Annotated in this window: 16 protein-coding genes and 1 pseudogene; 9 read left to right on the top strand and 8 right to left on the bottom strand. The window is 70.0% G+C overall.

Annotated features, from left to right (window positions below; genetic code table 11):
- The first annotated feature begins 25 nt into the window (after positions 1 to 25).
- From ACYVK5_RS15635 to ACYVK5_RS15625, 3 genes are all read left to right on the top strand, one after another.
- Positions 26 to 640, top strand: a complete 615-nt coding sequence (locus ACYVK5_RS15635) for a helix-turn-helix transcriptional regulator (protein WP_460706594.1) — start codon at positions 26 to 28, stop codon at positions 638 to 640.
- Positions 641 to 717: 77 nt separating this feature from the next.
- Positions 718 to 1,362 (top strand): dihydrofolate reductase family protein, encoded by a 645-nt coding sequence (locus ACYVK5_RS15630; protein WP_460706592.1) that lies wholly within the window; start codon positions 718 to 720, stop codon positions 1,360 to 1,362.
- Positions 1,363 to 1,506: 144 nt separating this feature from the next.
- A complete protein-coding gene (locus tag ACYVK5_RS15625; RefSeq protein ID WP_460706590.1) occupies positions 1,507 to 2,781 on the top strand; it encodes an ATP-binding protein in 1,275 nt (424 codons plus the stop codon).
- Between the two features lie 39 nt (positions 2,782 to 2,820).
- Here ACYVK5_RS15625 and ACYVK5_RS15620 read toward each other — a convergent pair whose 3' ends face one another.
- Complete coding sequence (locus ACYVK5_RS15620; RefSeq protein ID WP_460706588.1) at positions 2,821 to 3,822, bottom strand: diacylglycerol/lipid kinase family protein; 1,002 nt, start codon at positions 3,820 to 3,822, stop codon at positions 2,821 to 2,823.
- Between the two features lie 114 nt (positions 3,823 to 3,936).
- Positions 3,937 to 4,107: a hypothetical protein gene (locus ACYVK5_RS15615; protein WP_460706865.1), complete on the bottom strand. Its 171-nt coding sequence runs from the start codon at positions 4,105 to 4,107 to the stop codon at positions 3,937 to 3,939.
- A 135-nt stretch (positions 4,108 to 4,242) separates the two neighbouring features.
- On the opposite strand from ACYVK5_RS15615, the gene ACYVK5_RS15610 reads away from it, so the two are divergent.
- Complete coding sequence (locus ACYVK5_RS15610; protein WP_460706586.1) at positions 4,243 to 4,545, top strand: NIPSNAP family protein; 303 nt, start codon at positions 4,243 to 4,245, stop codon at positions 4,543 to 4,545.
- Positions 4,546 to 4,739: 194 nt separating this feature from the next.
- Here the strand turns inward: ACYVK5_RS15610 and ACYVK5_RS15605 are convergent, their stop codons facing one another.
- Positions 4,740 to 5,177, bottom strand: coding sequence for an SRPBCC family protein (locus ACYVK5_RS15605; protein ID WP_460706584.1), 438 nt, complete (start codon positions 5,175 to 5,177; stop codon positions 4,740 to 4,742).
- A 9-nt stretch (positions 5,178 to 5,186) separates the two neighbouring features.
- On the bottom strand, positions 5,187 to 5,657 hold the full coding sequence (locus tag ACYVK5_RS15600) for a VOC family protein (protein WP_460706582.1): 471 nt from the start codon (positions 5,655 to 5,657) through the stop codon (positions 5,187 to 5,189).
- A 184-nt stretch (positions 5,658 to 5,841) separates the two neighbouring features.
- Between ACYVK5_RS15600 and ACYVK5_RS15595 the strand changes: the two genes are divergently transcribed.
- Positions 5,842 to 6,801 carry a helix-turn-helix transcriptional regulator gene (locus tag ACYVK5_RS15595; protein WP_460706580.1) on the top strand — a complete coding sequence of 320 codons (960 nt, stop codon included), beginning with the start codon at positions 5,842 to 5,844 and terminating at the stop codon, positions 6,799 to 6,801.
- 85 nt (positions 6,802 to 6,886) lie between these two features.
- On the opposite strand, the gene ACYVK5_RS15590 is transcribed toward ACYVK5_RS15595, so the two are convergent.
- The 3 genes from ACYVK5_RS15590 to ACYVK5_RS15580 all read right to left on the bottom strand — a co-directional run bounded on the left by ACYVK5_RS15590 (position 6,887) and on the right by ACYVK5_RS15580 (position 9,006).
- Positions 6,887 to 7,228 carry a DUF5713 family protein gene (locus ACYVK5_RS15590; RefSeq protein ID WP_460706578.1) on the bottom strand — a complete coding sequence of 114 codons (342 nt, stop codon included), beginning with the start codon at positions 7,226 to 7,228 and terminating at the stop codon, positions 6,887 to 6,889.
- Between the two features lie 156 nt (positions 7,229 to 7,384).
- On the bottom strand, positions 7,385 to 8,320 hold the full coding sequence (locus ACYVK5_RS15585) for an alpha/beta hydrolase fold domain-containing protein (RefSeq protein ID WP_460706576.1): 936 nt from the start codon (positions 8,318 to 8,320) through the stop codon (positions 7,385 to 7,387).
- Complete coding sequence (locus ACYVK5_RS15580) at positions 8,317 to 9,006, bottom strand: rhamnogalacturonan acetylesterase (protein ID WP_460706574.1); 690 nt, start codon at positions 9,004 to 9,006, stop codon at positions 8,317 to 8,319. The genes ACYVK5_RS15585 and ACYVK5_RS15580 overlap by 4 nt, the downstream gene beginning before the upstream one ends.
- A gap of 163 nt (positions 9,007 to 9,169) precedes the next feature.
- Here ACYVK5_RS15580 and ACYVK5_RS15575 point away from each other — a divergent pair, with 163 nt between their 5' ends.
- Both ACYVK5_RS15575 and ACYVK5_RS15570 read left to right on the top strand, forming a co-directional pair.
- A complete protein-coding gene (locus ACYVK5_RS15575) occupies positions 9,170 to 9,571 on the top strand; it encodes a RidA family protein (protein WP_460706572.1) in 402 nt (133 codons plus the stop codon).
- Positions 9,568 to 10,116 (top strand): annotated as a pseudogene (locus ACYVK5_RS15570) (chloramphenicol phosphotransferase CPT family protein). Before ACYVK5_RS15575 ends, ACYVK5_RS15570 begins: the two are co-directional and overlap by 4 nt.
- Positions 10,117 to 10,545: 429 nt before the next feature.
- Here the strand turns inward: ACYVK5_RS15570 and ACYVK5_RS15565 are convergent.
- Positions 10,546 to 11,565: a LacI family DNA-binding transcriptional regulator gene (locus ACYVK5_RS15565; protein WP_460706570.1), complete on the bottom strand. Its 1,020-nt coding sequence runs from the start codon at positions 11,563 to 11,565 to the stop codon at positions 10,546 to 10,548.
- 123 nt (positions 11,566 to 11,688) lie between these two features.
- Here ACYVK5_RS15565 and ACYVK5_RS15560 point away from each other — a divergent pair, with 123 nt between their 5' ends.
- Together ACYVK5_RS15560 and ACYVK5_RS15555 are read left to right on the top strand one after the other, a co-directional pair.
- Positions 11,689 to 12,624, top strand: a complete 936-nt coding sequence (locus tag ACYVK5_RS15560) for a carbohydrate ABC transporter permease (RefSeq protein ID WP_460706568.1) — start codon at positions 11,689 to 11,691, stop codon at positions 12,622 to 12,624.
- Positions 12,614 to 13,564 (top strand): carbohydrate ABC transporter permease, encoded by a 951-nt coding sequence (locus tag ACYVK5_RS15555; protein WP_460706566.1) that lies wholly within the window; start codon positions 12,614 to 12,616, stop codon positions 13,562 to 13,564. Before ACYVK5_RS15560 ends, ACYVK5_RS15555 begins: the two co-directional genes overlap by 11 nt.
- Positions 13,565 to 13,582 lie beyond the last annotated feature (18 nt).

Below are 13,582 nucleotides of genomic sequence, written 5' to 3'. Positions count from 1 at the left end.
TCAAGGCGCGATCTACCCTGGTGCGGTGCCCGCACCGAACCGTCCTCGCTCGCCCCTGGCGATGGTCGTCCTCGCGCTCCTGGCGGAGGAGCCGATGCACGTCTACCGGATCCGCCGGCTGATCCAGATCCGCCGCAAGGACGACGTCGTCAACGTCGAGCGGTCCAACAGCATCTACCAGGCGATCGAGCGGCTGCGGCGCGACGGTCTCGTGGCGGTGCACGCCCGCGAGGAGTCGGCCGGCGCACCGGCCCGGACCGTCTACGCGATCACCGATGCCGGCCTGACCGCGCTCGGAAGCTGGATGGCCGCCGCGCTCAGCACGCCGGCCCGGGAGTTCCCCGAGTTCCGGGCCGTGCTCGCGGTCGTCGGGATCACCCGCCCCGCCGTCGTCCGCGACGCGCTGCGGCTGCGGGCGATCGCCCTGGAGGACGTCCTCGCCGTGGCAGAACAGGAGAGGCGGGGCGCGCACGCCGCAGGCCTCGCTCGGGTCCTGCTGCTCGAGAACGAGCACCTCACGGTGACCACCCGCGCCGAGCTCGACTGGGTGCGGGGCGTGCTCGCCGACCTGGAGTCCGGCAAGCTGGACTGGGACACGGAGGCGCTGCTGGCGGCGCACCCGCCGGTGGAAAACGAGTAGAGCCGCCCGCCGATGAGTTCACCCGCGGCCGCGGGTCTACCTTCTGGAGCCACCCACACGACCACCGGGAGCACATCATGGGACTCATCCACATCGAGCTGTTCGCCACCCTCGATCTCGTCGCGCAGTCGCCCGGCAGTCCCGACGAGGATCCGGCAGGGTTCCCGTTCGGCGGCTGGCAGGCGCCGCTGCTGGACGACGCCGTCGGCGCCCAGGTCGACGCCGCCTACGAGGGCACCGACGCCCTCCTGCTCGGCCGTCGCACCTACGACATCTTCGCCGCCTACTGGCCGCACCAGGAGGGCGGCACCGACAACTCGATCGCCACGCTCTTCAACCGCATCCCGAAGTACGTCGCCTCCCGCGGCACGCCCGACCTCTCGTGGGCCGGCTCCAGCCAGCTCGGCCCGGACCTGCCCGCCGCGGTGCGCGAGATCCGCGACCGGCACGAGAACATCAAGGTCGTCGGCAGCCTGAACCTGGTCCAGACCCTCCTGCGCGAGAAGCTCTTCGACCGCCTGGACCTGTGGCTGCACCCGATCGTGCTCGGCGTCGGTAAGAAGGTGTTCGACGGCGGCGAGGTGCCCACGAACATCACCCTCCTCGAACCGCCGGCGGCCGGGCCGAAGGGCATCGTGTGCCTACGCTACGGACTCGCCGACGGCGTCCCGGCGACGGGAGACATGACGGCACCCGATCGCGGGGTCGGCCGGGAGGCGTAGGCGCCCTCGTACCCGGTGTCGAGGCGAGGCGAAACGGGCGAACTACCGGTGCCCGCACATCGGTAGCATAGGAACACGAGAAACTGTCTCGTAGAGAGACGCACATCGGTAGCGTAGGATGCTGCAGATCTGTAGTTTAGGGTCGTGGACTACATCTCCAGGATCCTCGACCGTCAGCTGGACGACCTTCTCGAAGGGCTTCCTGCCGTGGCGATCGTCGGCCCCAAGGCGGTAGGGAAGACCGAGACAGCCTCGCGACGGGCGCGGTCGGTCCTGGACCTGGGTGACGAGTTCGAACTGAGCCTGATTCGGAACGATCCCGGCCGGTTGACGAAGGCTGAGCGCCCGGTTCTTGTCGACGAATGGCAGGTACATCCACCTGTCTGGGATGCGGTTCGGCGAGCTGTCGACCGCGGCGCGCACGCCGGAGACTTCCTGCTGACCGGCTCGGCGACCCCGACGAAGAAGCCCATGCACTCCGGCGCGGGCCGCATCGTCCAGCTGCGCATGCGTCCGATGTCGCTCGCGGAGCGAGCGATCGGCGAGCCCTCGGTGTCGCTGGGTGCACTGCTCGCAGGAGGGCGCCCGCCGCTGTCGGGCGACTCCTCGGCAAGTCTCGGAGACTACGCCCGGGAGATCACCTCCTCGGGCTTTCCGGGGATACGGCGTCTTCCGGAGCGCTTCCGCAAGGACGCTCTGGACGGCTACCTGGCGGCCGTGGTGGATCGCGACTTCCCGGAGCTCGGTCACGTCGTACGCCGTCCCGGAACGCTACGTGCCTGGCTACGCGCATACGCGGCGGCGACGTCGACGACCACCTCGTACAACTCGATACTCGAGGCCGCGACACCCGGAGACGCCGACAAGCCGGCGCGTTCCACCACGGTCGCCTACCGCGAGATCCTCGAACGCATGTGGCTAGTCGAGGAGATTCCGGCGTGGACGGGGATCGGCAGCACCATGACGGCACTGGGCGCCTCGCCGAAGCACCAGATGTGCGACCCCGCGCTGGCGGCACGACTCCTGAACGTCAGCAGTGACGCGCTCCTCGAACGCGCAAATCCCGGCACCGTTCCGCTCCCACGCAACGGCTCGCTGATCGGCGCGTTCTTCGAAGGACTCGTCACGCTGTCCGTCCAGGTGTACGCAGAAGCCCATGGAGCGCGCGTGAGCCACTTGCGGACCAAGCGCGGCGAACGCGAGGTCGATCTCATCGTCGAACGGGGCGACGGCAAGATCGTGGCCATCGAGGTAAAACTCACGGCCATCCCAGACGGGAACGACATCAAGCACCTGAAATGGCTCCAGGACACGCTGGGTGACGACCTGCTCGATGCCGTTCTCGTCACCACCGGACCCGCCGCATACCGACGCGACGACGGCATCGCCGTCGTGCCCGCAGAACTACTCGGCCCCTGAGATCAGCCGTCCCTGAGCGGCCTCACATCGGCTGAGAGATCACGCCGGGCGGGTTCCGCGGTGGACGTCCCGGGTGAGGGCCCCTGGATCCGCGGATCTGCGTGCGGACGGCTGCTCGCGAACGCGGACCAGCAGGGCACCAGGGCGGATCCCGATCCTGGCGGCCGTGATCGCGCCGAAGCTGTCGCCGTCGAGTTCGATGTGCTGCGGCGCATCGAACCGTGCGGCCAGACGCTCACCCTGCACGTACTCCATGGCGCGGAGCCGGGGTGCCGCGCGCAGCACCACCCGGCCTCCGCGCGAGCGCTTGAGGATGCCGCCGATCGTGAGTCTCGATCCGACTCGTAGCCACTGCCAGAATCCTTGGGGACGCAGGACGACGACGTCGAGGAGGCCGTCGTCGACCTCCGCGTCGGGAAGGAGCAGAAGCCCCGCGGTGAGGGTGCCGCAGTTGCCGACTATCACGGTGTGCGCCCGGATCGAACGCTCCGGGGCACCGTCCACGCGGTAGTGCATGGAGAACCGCTTGTTGCCCAGAACCGATCTGCTGATCGGGTCGGCATAGGCGAGCCAGCCGATCATGCGCTTCAGCGTGCTGTTCGTGCCGGTCGCCATGCTCGCGTCCAGCCCGATGCCCGTCATCACGAGGAACACGTGCGTGGTCGCCGATCCGTCCTCGCGTTCGAGTTCGGCGACACCAACGTCGATGGTGCGGTCCGACCCGGCGAACGCCGTCCGCACCGACGCCTCCGGCCCGGCCAGGAGGCCGAGGTCGCGGGCCAGCAGATTACCGGTCCCCGCGGGAACGATCGCCAGGGGTATCCCGCTCGCGAGGGCAACTTCGGCGACCGCGCGAATCGTGCCGTCGCCGCCGGCGACGATCACGACCGCCGGATCGTGCCGCAGTGCGTCTCTCGCCACTTGCTGTCCAGGATCGTCGACCGTCGTCTCGAACCACAGGTGTGGTCGCCAGCCGTGCCGCACTTCCTCCAGGGCGACAGCCGCGCGCAGCCGCTCGGTGTCGATCCTGACCGGGTTCACGATGACGACGGCTTGCTCATTCGATGTGGGGCGCGCGGTGTGCGAGCGCCCTCGCGTCCTCCAGCGAGCCGAACTCATCCGCGTTCCCGCGCGTGCTCGGGGCTGGTGAGGGTTTCAGGCGCTCCGTCGGATCCGCTGGCGAATGATGCCCACGATCAGCGTGCCGAGGAACAGGATGACCCCGACCACGGCAAGCCAGAGCAGGCCCTCGAAGACGAATCCGACAACGGCCAGCACTGCCCACGCGACGAGCAGGATTACTATGGCGGTCCACATACTCTTCACGGTACGCGCACCCTGTGGACAAGACGAGGGTACTTGAGCACCGATCCGTAGCGCCGCACGGATCCGGGCCATCACCCAGGCCGTCCGCGGGCCCGCTCGCCCGGCCGAGCCGCCGCCCAGGCATCATGTCTCCCCATGATCACCGTTCATCTCACGTACGAGATCGACCCCGACCGCATCGAGGACTTCGAGGAGTACGGTCGCCGGTGGGTCGCCCTCGTCGACAGGTTCGGGGGAACCCATCATGGCTACTTCCTGCCCGGCGAGGGCGACAGCGACATCGCGTACGCCCTGTTCTCCTTCCCCAGTCTTGCGGCGTACGAGCAGTACCGCACCGACAGCATGAGTGATCCCGAGTGCCAGGAGGCGTTCGAGCTGGCTCGGCGGACCCGCTGCATCCGCAGGTACGAACGACGCTTCCTGCGACCACTCGACTAGGTTCTGCGGGCCCACCGCGTCAGGAACCGACGTCCTCCCGCCAGGTGCCGACCACGCCATTTTGCTCGGTGGCTGCGCTCGCACCGAGCAAAATGGCGTGGTCGCGCGCAGGTGCCACGGGCTTCTGGATGATCTCGGACGCCCGAGAAGGGCGGTGGCCGGGAAACTGATCTGGAGTTCCCAGACACACGTTGTCAGGGCATCGGCACCCGCCGCTGAATGCGTGCCACGATGCTCCGGGTCGCGAGCTTGTGGAACCGGGAGTCGATCACCAGCAGCCGGTAGAGCGCGCCGAGCACGCCCGGGAAGGTTGCGTCGGTGTGTGCCTCGAGCCGGGTGCCGGCGCCGTCGGGCGCGAGCCGGAAGGTGAGGGTGTAGGCCGAGAACCGGTGGACGCCGTCGAGCGCGAGCCGGTCCGGTGGGTCCGCCGTCGTGACCCGGAACCCCGGGACCACCGAACCCGCCGCGAGCGGGCGGGGACCCAGAGCACGAGTGTCGCGGCAGCCGATCATCCGCACGTACCAGGCCGGCCCGAGCACTTCGACCTGGTCCAGGACGGCACGCCACACCGCGTCGGGCGGGGCGGTGATCGTCGTGGTGCGCACGTCCTGATAGCGCCGCGGACCGGTCATGGCGGGAGCCTACTGGGCACGCGCCTCGGACGTCGTGGTCCCGGCTCGGCGCACCGGTGCGCTGCCGCGTCCCTGCGCGCGGCCGCTCAGTTCGGCGTCGAGCGTCTCCTGCGCGACGCGCATCTGCTCGGTGTACACCGGTTCCTGCATGCGCTGCCACATCACGTCTTCCGAGACGTCCTCGACGTGGCTCACCACCCACCAGATGTTCCCGAACGGGTCCCTGATGCGCCCGCCGCGCTGTCCGAAGGCGCTGTCGCCCAGCTCGGTCACCACCGCCGCGCCCGCCGATCGCGCCCTCTCGAAGGCCGCGTCCGCGTCCGGGACGAACACGCGCAGCAAGCTCGGCATGACCGGCCACTCCGGGCGGCGGTCGAAGGCCAGCACGACGGTGTCGCCGACGCGGGTCTCCCCGTGCCCGATCGAGCCGTCCTCCGTCGCGACGCGAGCGAGTTCCTCGCCGTCGAACACCTGCGTCACGAAGTCGAGGAAAGCTCCGGTGTCGTCGGTGACGACCCAGGGGCGACGCTCGTGTAGCCGGCCGGGGCGCTGTTCTGAAGGTCGGTCATGATCGGTTCCTCTCGGGTGAAGCCTTCGCTGGTACCGGCAACGATAGGAACGAGATAGGACCGTTCTTGTCCTAGATGGGACGGAGAATGGAGCCATGACGGGTCCCACCTCTCGCCTGCTCACTCTGCTCTCGCTGCTGCAGACCTCCCGGGCCTGGTCCGGCAGCGAGCTCGCGGAGCGGCTCGACGTCACCCATCGCACGATCCGACGAGATATCGACCGGCTACGCGAGATGGGCTACCCGGTCGAAGCCGGCCTCGGCGTTCACGGCGGGTACCGCCTGGTGGGCGGCACGTCGATGCCGCCGCTGCTCCTGGAGGACGACGAGGCGATCGCCGTCGCGCTCGGTCTGCGCACCATCGCCGTCCACGGCCTCCCGGGGTTCGACGACGCGGGCCTCCGCGCGCTCACCAAGTTGAGCCAGTCGCTCCCGTCGCGCCTCCGGCACCGCGTCCGCACCCTCGGCGCGAGCACCAGGAGCTGGGCGCGTCCCACCGGAAGCGTCGTCGACCCGGACGTTCTCACGGTGCTGGCCGCCGCCATCGCCAACCGGGAACGGGTCCGCATGGCGTACGAGACCCGGGATGGCCGGCGCGGACCGCGGCACATCGAGCCGCAGCAGCTCGTCAGCGTCCATCAGCGCTGGTACCTCGTGGCGTACGACGTCGAGCGCGAGGCCTGGCGCACCTTCCGGGCCGACAGGGTCCGCGCCCCGCGCGCCACAGGCGCGCCGTCGCGTCACGACCTGCCCGACTCCGACGTCCTGACCCACCTCGAGGAGGCCGAGCTCGCGATGGCGCCGACCTACCGGGCGGACGTCACGCTGCGCCTGCCGATCGGCGCCGCCCGGGAGCGGCTCCGAGACCACCTCGGCGACGGCAAGCTCTTCCCCAAAGGCCCCGACACCCGATGGCACAGCGCGCCGGACACCGTGGAATGGCTGGCGCTGCGGCTGCTCGCGATGGACTGCCGCTTCGCGGTCCACGGTCCGCCGGAACTCCGTGTCCACATGGACGGGATCCACGAACGGACGGGGCGGGGCTCGGACCGCTGAACCGAGGTCGCCCGGCTCGAGCACCTCGTGAGCCACTGGTGGCGGCGGCCCGGATGGCGGACCGGACGGTCCACCATCCCTGTCGTCACCAGTCGCGCGTGGCGATCAGTTCCTCGATGTCCGCGTCGGCGAACCCGTACGCCTCGGCGAGGAACCCGAACTCGTCCGCGATGAGCTCGCGGGCCACGGTCTCGATCTCGCTGCCGGCCTCGTCGAAGTCGTCCTGCACCTCGTTGACCTCGTCCGTCGCGGCGCGCGTGAGCTCGTACAACGCGGGCAGGTCGACCGGCCGCTCGCGCTCGATCCGCTCCGACAGGCGCACCAGGGTCGCGCGGACCTTGTCGACGCAGTGGTCAGGGAAGTACACGTCGGCGTACATCCCCTTCAGGAAGTAGTGCCCCGCCACCTGGGGGTTGGTGATCGTCATGCCGGGCACCGTACTGATGGACTCTGACACTCCCGCACGACCGGCTCGGCCAGAAGGTTCCCCACGCCGGCCAGGTGTTCGCCGGCACTCCTGTCGTCGGTGAACCGTCGCCGACGTCCCGCGAACGACGGCCAGGCCCGGCGCGACCGGAGCGGCCTACTCGCCGGCCGGCAGGTCCGGCGGCTCGTGTGCCGCGCCGATGAGCGCGTCGGTGGTGAGCCAGGCCGCGATGCGGGCGATGCTGCGCGCCGCGCCCGGCTCGTCGGGGCGGTTGAGGTGACCGTGGGTCGTGCCGTCCTCCCGCACCAGGGCGACATCGACGCCGGCGGCCGCCAGTTCGGACGCGTACGCCTCGCCGCCCGCACGCAGCGCGTCGTGGTCGGAGGTGACGACGAACGTGGGCGGCAGTCCCCGCAGGTCCTGCCCGCCAGGGAACGCGTACGGCGAGTCCGCCGGACCGTCGTGCCCGAGATAGTTGGCGTTCATCGCCCGCATCGCGGCAGGCGGGAAGTCCTTCTCCGCGGGCAGGGCGGCCACCTTCGCCGCCAGCTCGGGCCGGTAGGCGGGCAGTTCCTGATGGGTCACCGGATAGGCCAGGACGACACTCCGCGGCAGCGGCACGACGACGTCCCCGAGCACACCGAGGGGAACAGCGCCGTCACGCAACCGCAACGACGCCCCCGCGGCCAGATCACCCCCGGCGCTGGCACCACCGAGCGACCACCGCCGCGCCGTGAGTTCCGGGGCCGGACCGGTCGCGCCGGCCGCCCACACGAACGCGAAGGCCACCTCCTCGGACGGAACCGGGAACCGCACCCCCGGCCCGCCCGGACGCACTCCGGTGGCGCGGTAGTCCAGCAACGGCGCCAGGCGGTAGTCGACACTCACGACGACGACGCCGGCGTCGGCCAGGCGGCGCGAGACCCAGTCGGCCTCGGGCATGTCGAGATCCCCGTGCATGAACGCCCCGCCGTGCGCCCAGACGAGCCCGGCCGCAGGCGCCGTCGTCGGCGTGTACACGCGTACCCGCAGGTCACCGTGCGGCCCGTCCAGCACCCGATCCGCGATCCGCACCCCGATACCAGCGGTCATGACCGAGCCTCCCGGGCGACGATCTCGAGTCCGCGCGCCGGCCGATCGCCGTCGGCCCGCTCGATCGCCCGGAGGGACCGGGCGACGTACGCCGCGATGCGCCGGGCGCCCCGCTCGTGGAAGTGCGTGTTGTCGTCGGTCTTGCCCTCCGGCCAGGCCGGGTGCTCCCCCGGAGCGAAGTGGCAGAAGAGGGCGACGGATTCCGCCGGGCCCATGTCCTCGTAGAGCCAGGTGGTGAACGCCGTCAGATCGATGAGCGGGGCGTCGAGCTCGCGGGCCAGGTCCCGCACGGCGTTCGGGTAGTCACCGTGCGTGGGAGTGATCTGCGCCCCCTCGAACCACCGGCGTTCGGGCGACGTGCACAGGACGGGCCGAGCGCCCTGCGCGTCCACGGCGTCGGCCATCGCGCGGAGCCGTGCGAGGTAGCCGCCGCGCGCGGCCAGCAACTCGGGCTCCTTCTGGTCGTTGTGCCCGAACTGGATCAGCACCGCGTCGGACGGCCGGACCCCGTCGATCAGCGCATCCCATCGCTCGGCGAGGAACGACTCGGTCGTCGCGCCGCCGAAGGCGTGGTTGCGCACCGGGGCATCGACGTGATCGGCGAGGAACCCTCCCCAGCCCGCGAGCGGGAGTTCGTCCGGCTCGGGGTCGGCGACCGTCGAGTCGCCTGCGAGGTGATACGTCATCCGTCGCTCCTGTCCGTCCGGCTCGGCGGCCCTGGACCGTTGCCGCCGGTCGAAGCGATGGAACCACCTCGGGTAAGCGCTGTCCAGTCGCCCTCCTGGCGCGCGGGCCCGCTCCGATCATTTCGGATGCGTATCCCGTGTGGCTCATGCCAGAGTCTCCGTCGTGTCGATCACTCGTATTCACCCGGACGGCCTGCATCCCACCCCCACCTACCACCACGTCACGATCGTCGAGGCGGGACGAATGGCACAGCTGGCGGGCCAGTGCCCCCTGGACACCGCGGGCGACCTGGTGGGCCACGGCGACGTCGTCGTGCAGACCGACCAGGTCGTGGCGAACGCGCTCGTCGCCCTGCGTGCCGCCGGGGCCGAGCCGGGCGACGTCGTGCGCTCCGTCATCTACGTCGCGAGCGCCGACCGCGCGGACCTGGTCGCGGTGTGGGACCGGCTGGTCGCCTCGGAGCTGGGCGAGGGGTTCACCACGGCGAGCACGCTGCTCGGCGTGACCTGCCTCGGCTACCCGGGACAACTGGTCGAGGTGGACCTCGAGGCGGCGCTGTCGTGACGCGGGTGATCGTCCTCAACGGCGGGTCGAGCTCGGGCAAGTCGAGCATCGCGCGCGCCCTGCAGGAGATCCTGCCGTCGCCGTGACTGAGCTGGAGCATCGACGACCTGGTCGACGCCATGCCACCGTCGCTGTCCGGCGACGGCGACGGTTCCGGGCCGGGGATCGAGTTCGGGTCGGCGGGCGAGGTCGCCGTCGGCGACGCCTTCTCCCGGGCCCAGGCCGCCTGGCTGGCAGGGATCGCCGCGATGGTGCCCGCCGGGGCACGAGTCGTTCTCGACGACGTGTTCCTCGCGGGCGGCGCCTCGCAGGAGCGGATGCGACGGCACCTGGACGGCCCGGACGTGCTCTGGGTCGGGGTGCGGTGCGCGCCGGAGATCGCCGCCGGGCGTGAGGCGGCCCGTGGTGACCGCGTCACCGGCATGGCGGCGCTGCAGGCAGACGTGGTGCACGACGGCGTGGCCTACGACGTCACGGTGGACAGCGGAGCCGCGAGCGCCCTGGACTGCGCCCGGCTGATCGCAGCGGCCGTGCACGCTCCCTAGTGTCCTGCGCCTGAGATTCGGGGTGGAGGTCTGTTGCGGTTCGTCGCGAACCGCAATCGTGTGTTGGCCGGCGTCGGCGAGCCGCAGCCTGCGTCTGCCGACCACGGTCGAGCCGCAGGGACACGCCGACAACACTGGCAATTGTCGGCGTGTCGCTGCGGCTCGGTGACGGAAACCGTCCTCAAGCTGCGGTTCGGCGGACACCGGCGCACTCAGGGTGCGGTTCGGGCGACACCAGCGAACTCGAGCTGCGGCTCCCCCGACACCGGCGCACTCAGGGTGCGGTTCGGCGGAGGGAATCGTTGCGCGGCTGCGGTTGGACCCGTGGGGTCGGCACGACGTTGCGACTCGCCGGAAACAGCCCGGCATGGCGTTGCGGTTCGCGCCGAACCGCAACCGACTTCCACGACGGATCTCACGCGCAGGGCACTAGGCCGTCGGACGTCCGGGCGCCGGCTCGGCGCGCCCCGTCGACTCCCGCCAGATGATGCGCTGGAGCTCGGATTCCCGCGGGGGTGCGGCTTCGCCGCGCAGCGTCGCGATGAGGAGCTGCATGGCGTGGCGTCCGGCTGTCTGGAAGTCGACGTCCACGGTGGTGAGCGACGGCATGGTGTGCGCGCCGAAGGCCGCGTTGTCCCATCCGGTGACGACGACGTCGCCGGGTACGGACCAGCCGCGCTCGGCGGCTCCGCGCAGAGCGCCGACGGCCAGCAGGTCGTTGGCCGCGACGACGGCGATCGGTGGCGCGTCGTCGGGCAACGCGAGCATGGCCTGCCGGCCGGACTCCGCGGGCCAGTCTCCGCCGAGCACGCCGAGCGACTCGACGCCGTGGCGCTCGACGGCGGCGAGGTAGGTGTCGCGGCGCGCGCGAGCGGAAGGGAACTCCGCGGATCCGGCGACGTGCACGAACCGGCGGTGGCCGTCCGCGACGAGCGCATGGATGAAGGTCTCCACCAGGCCGGCGTCGGCCAGTTCCCCCGCACTGTGCATCTGCTCGTCGAACGCCGTCGCGGCCAGGACCGGGGGTGTGCCGTCGCCGTCCGCCAACGCCTCGGGAAGGACTGGCACCAAGGTCAGGATGCCCTCGTACTGCGCGCTGCTCGACAGTTCGAGCACCCGCTCGGTCCGTTCCTTCACCGGGCCGTCGACGATGCTGGTCTCCATGACGTAGCCGGCGTCGTGCGCCGCCTGGCTCGCGCCGGTGAGCATGCGTATCTGATTCTCGACGACGATGCCCGCGATCACGACGAGGCGTCCGGAGCGGCGGGTCCGCATCGACCGCGCGGCGAGATTCGGCCGGTAGCCGACCGACTCGGCGACCTTCAGGACGTGCGCGCGGGTAGCGGGGGAAATGGCGCCCTTGCCAGTGAGGACGTAGGACACCGTCGTCTGTGAGACCCCCGCGACTCGCGCGACGTCGCGGATGGTCGGCGGGGTCGTCGCTTTCACGATTCTCTCCATCGCCTTGACAGTAGCCTGTCTGACCACAACTATAGTGACACGTGTCACCAGTGACACGTTTCACTACCGTCACCCGGGTTCCGGGTCGTGACCCTCAAGGAGGAGGTGTCCATGTCTGTCGCCGAGTTACAACGGCTGACCAGGCGTTCGTCCCGAGCTCGTGTACCGCAGGCCACGCCGGACAACAAGGCTGCTCTCGCGTTTCTCGGTCCATGGGTGCTGGGGGCTGTCGCGCTCACGCTCGGCCCGATTCTCGCGTCCCTGTACCTGGCCTTCACCGACTTCAACCTGCTGCAGAACGCGAACTGGATCGGGCTGGCCAACTTCGAGCGCATGCTCACCGACGCGCGGCTGCACAACTCGCTGGTCGCCACCCTCGTCTACGTCGCGGTGGGCGTACCGGGCCAGCTCCTCGTGGCGCTCGGGCTCGCGATGCTGCTCGATCGCGGGCTGCGCGGCCGCGCCGTCTACCGCTCGGCCTTCTATCTGCCCAGCCTGCTCGGCGCCTCCGTCGCGATCGCGGTGCTCTGGCGTCTGGTGTTCGGCGGCAACGGCCTCGTCAACGCGATGCTGGGCCTGGTCGGCATCCACACCACCACGAGCTGGATCGGCAGCCCCGACACGGCTCTGGGAACGATCATCCTGCTGCACATCTGGACGTTCGGATCGCCGATGGTGATCTTCCTCGCCGGGCTACGGCAGATCCCGGTCGAGCTCTACGAGGCCGCCGCGACCGACGGCGCGGGACCGTGGCGCCGCTTCCGTGCCATCACACTGCCGCTGCTGACGCCGATCATCTTCTTCAACCTCGTCCTGGCGACGATCAACTCGTTCCAGTCCTTCACCCAGGCGTTCATCGTCTCGGGTGGAACGGGCGGCCCGTCCGACTCGCTGCTCTTCTACACGCTCTACCTCTACCAGGAGGGCTTCTCGTCCTTCCGCATGGGGTACGCGTCGGCGCTCGCCTGGCTGCTCGTCCTGATCGTCGGCACGATCACCGCAATCAACTTCTGGCTCTCGAAGCACTGGGTGCACTATGACGACTGAGTCCGCGAACCGACCCGTGCAAGACCGCCCCGCCGCGGCCGTCGCGCCCCTGGGCAGACCCGACACCAGGCGACCGGTCCCCGCCCGACCGAGGGCGGGCACCAGCCGGACCGGGCACCTGTTCCGCCGGGCCGGGAAGCACGCTCTGCTGATCCTGGGCGTCCTCACCACCCTGTACCCGGTGCTGTGGATGGTGGTGAGCTCACTGCGACCGGACGGCCAGATCTTCGGCAACCCGTCGCTCCTGCTGACGACCTTCCACGTCGAGAACTACACGTACGGCTGGACGGCCCTCGGGCGGCCCTTCAGCCTGTACCTGCTCAACTCCGGGATCATCGTGGCGGGCTCGATCATCGGCAACCTCGTGAGCTGCTCGATGGCCGCCTACGCGTTCGCCCGCCTGCGATTCCGCTTCCAGCGGCCGGCGTTCGTCTACATGCTCATCACGATCATGCTGCCCCTGCACGTCGTGATCGTGCCGCAGTACATCCTGTGGGCACAGATCGGGCTGGTCGACTCGTTCTGGCCGCTCATCGTGCCCAAGCTGCTGGCCACCGACGCCTTCTTCATCTTCCTCATGGTCCAGTTCATCCGGGGCCTGCCCCGCGAGCTGGACGACGCCGCCCGCATCGACGGCGCGGGACACGGCCGGATCTTCTTCCTGATCATCCTGCCGCTGATGAAGCCGGCGCTCGCCACCACCGCCATCTTCACGTTCATCTGGACGTGGAACGACTTCTTCTCCCAGCTGGTCTACCTGACCGACCCGCAGAAATACACCGTCCCGATCGCGCTGCGCTCGTTCATCGACGCGCAGTCCACCTCGTCGTTCGGCGGGATGTTCGCGATGAGCGTCGTCGCCATCGTGCCCCTCGTCCTCGCCTTCGCCCTCGGTCAGAAGTACCTGGTCCAGGGCATCGCCACCACCGGGCTCAAGTGAGCCGCACTACCGGAAGGA

It is taken from the genome of Myceligenerans halotolerans (assembly GCF_054782975.1).
This window is presented reverse-complemented; position numbering and strand designations above follow the sequence as displayed.

Excerpts from the sequence above, each read along its gene's own strand:
- ACYVK5_RS15630 (WP_460706592.1), top strand. The coding sequence starts at position 718 with ATGGGACTCATCCACATCGAGCTGTTCGCCACCCTCGATCTCGTCGCG.
- ACYVK5_RS15610 (WP_460706586.1), top strand. The coding sequence starts at position 4,243 with ATGATCACCGTTCATCTCACGTACGAGATCGACCCCGACCGCATCGAG.
- ACYVK5_RS15605 (WP_460706584.1), bottom strand. The coding sequence starts at position 5,177 with ATGACCGGTCCGCGGCGCTATCAGGACGTGCGCACCACGACGATCACC.
- ACYVK5_RS15595 (WP_460706580.1), top strand. The coding sequence starts at position 5,842 with ATGACGGGTCCCACCTCTCGCCTGCTCACTCTGCTCTCGCTGCTGCAG.
- ACYVK5_RS15590 (WP_460706578.1), bottom strand. The coding sequence starts at position 7,228 with ATGACGATCACCAACCCCCAGGTGGCGGGGCACTACTTCCTGAAGGGG.
- ACYVK5_RS15585 (WP_460706576.1), bottom strand. The coding sequence starts at position 8,320 with ATGACCGCTGGTATCGGGGTGCGGATCGCGGATCGGGTGCTGGACGGG.
- ACYVK5_RS15580 (WP_460706574.1), bottom strand. The coding sequence starts at position 9,006 with ATGACGTATCACCTCGCAGGCGACTCGACGGTCGCCGACCCCGAGCCG.
- ACYVK5_RS15560 (WP_460706568.1), top strand. The coding sequence starts at position 11,689 with ATGTCTGTCGCCGAGTTACAACGGCTGACCAGGCGTTCGTCCCGAGCT.
- ACYVK5_RS15555 (WP_460706566.1), top strand. The coding sequence starts at position 12,614 with ATGACGACTGAGTCCGCGAACCGACCCGTGCAAGACCGCCCCGCCGCG.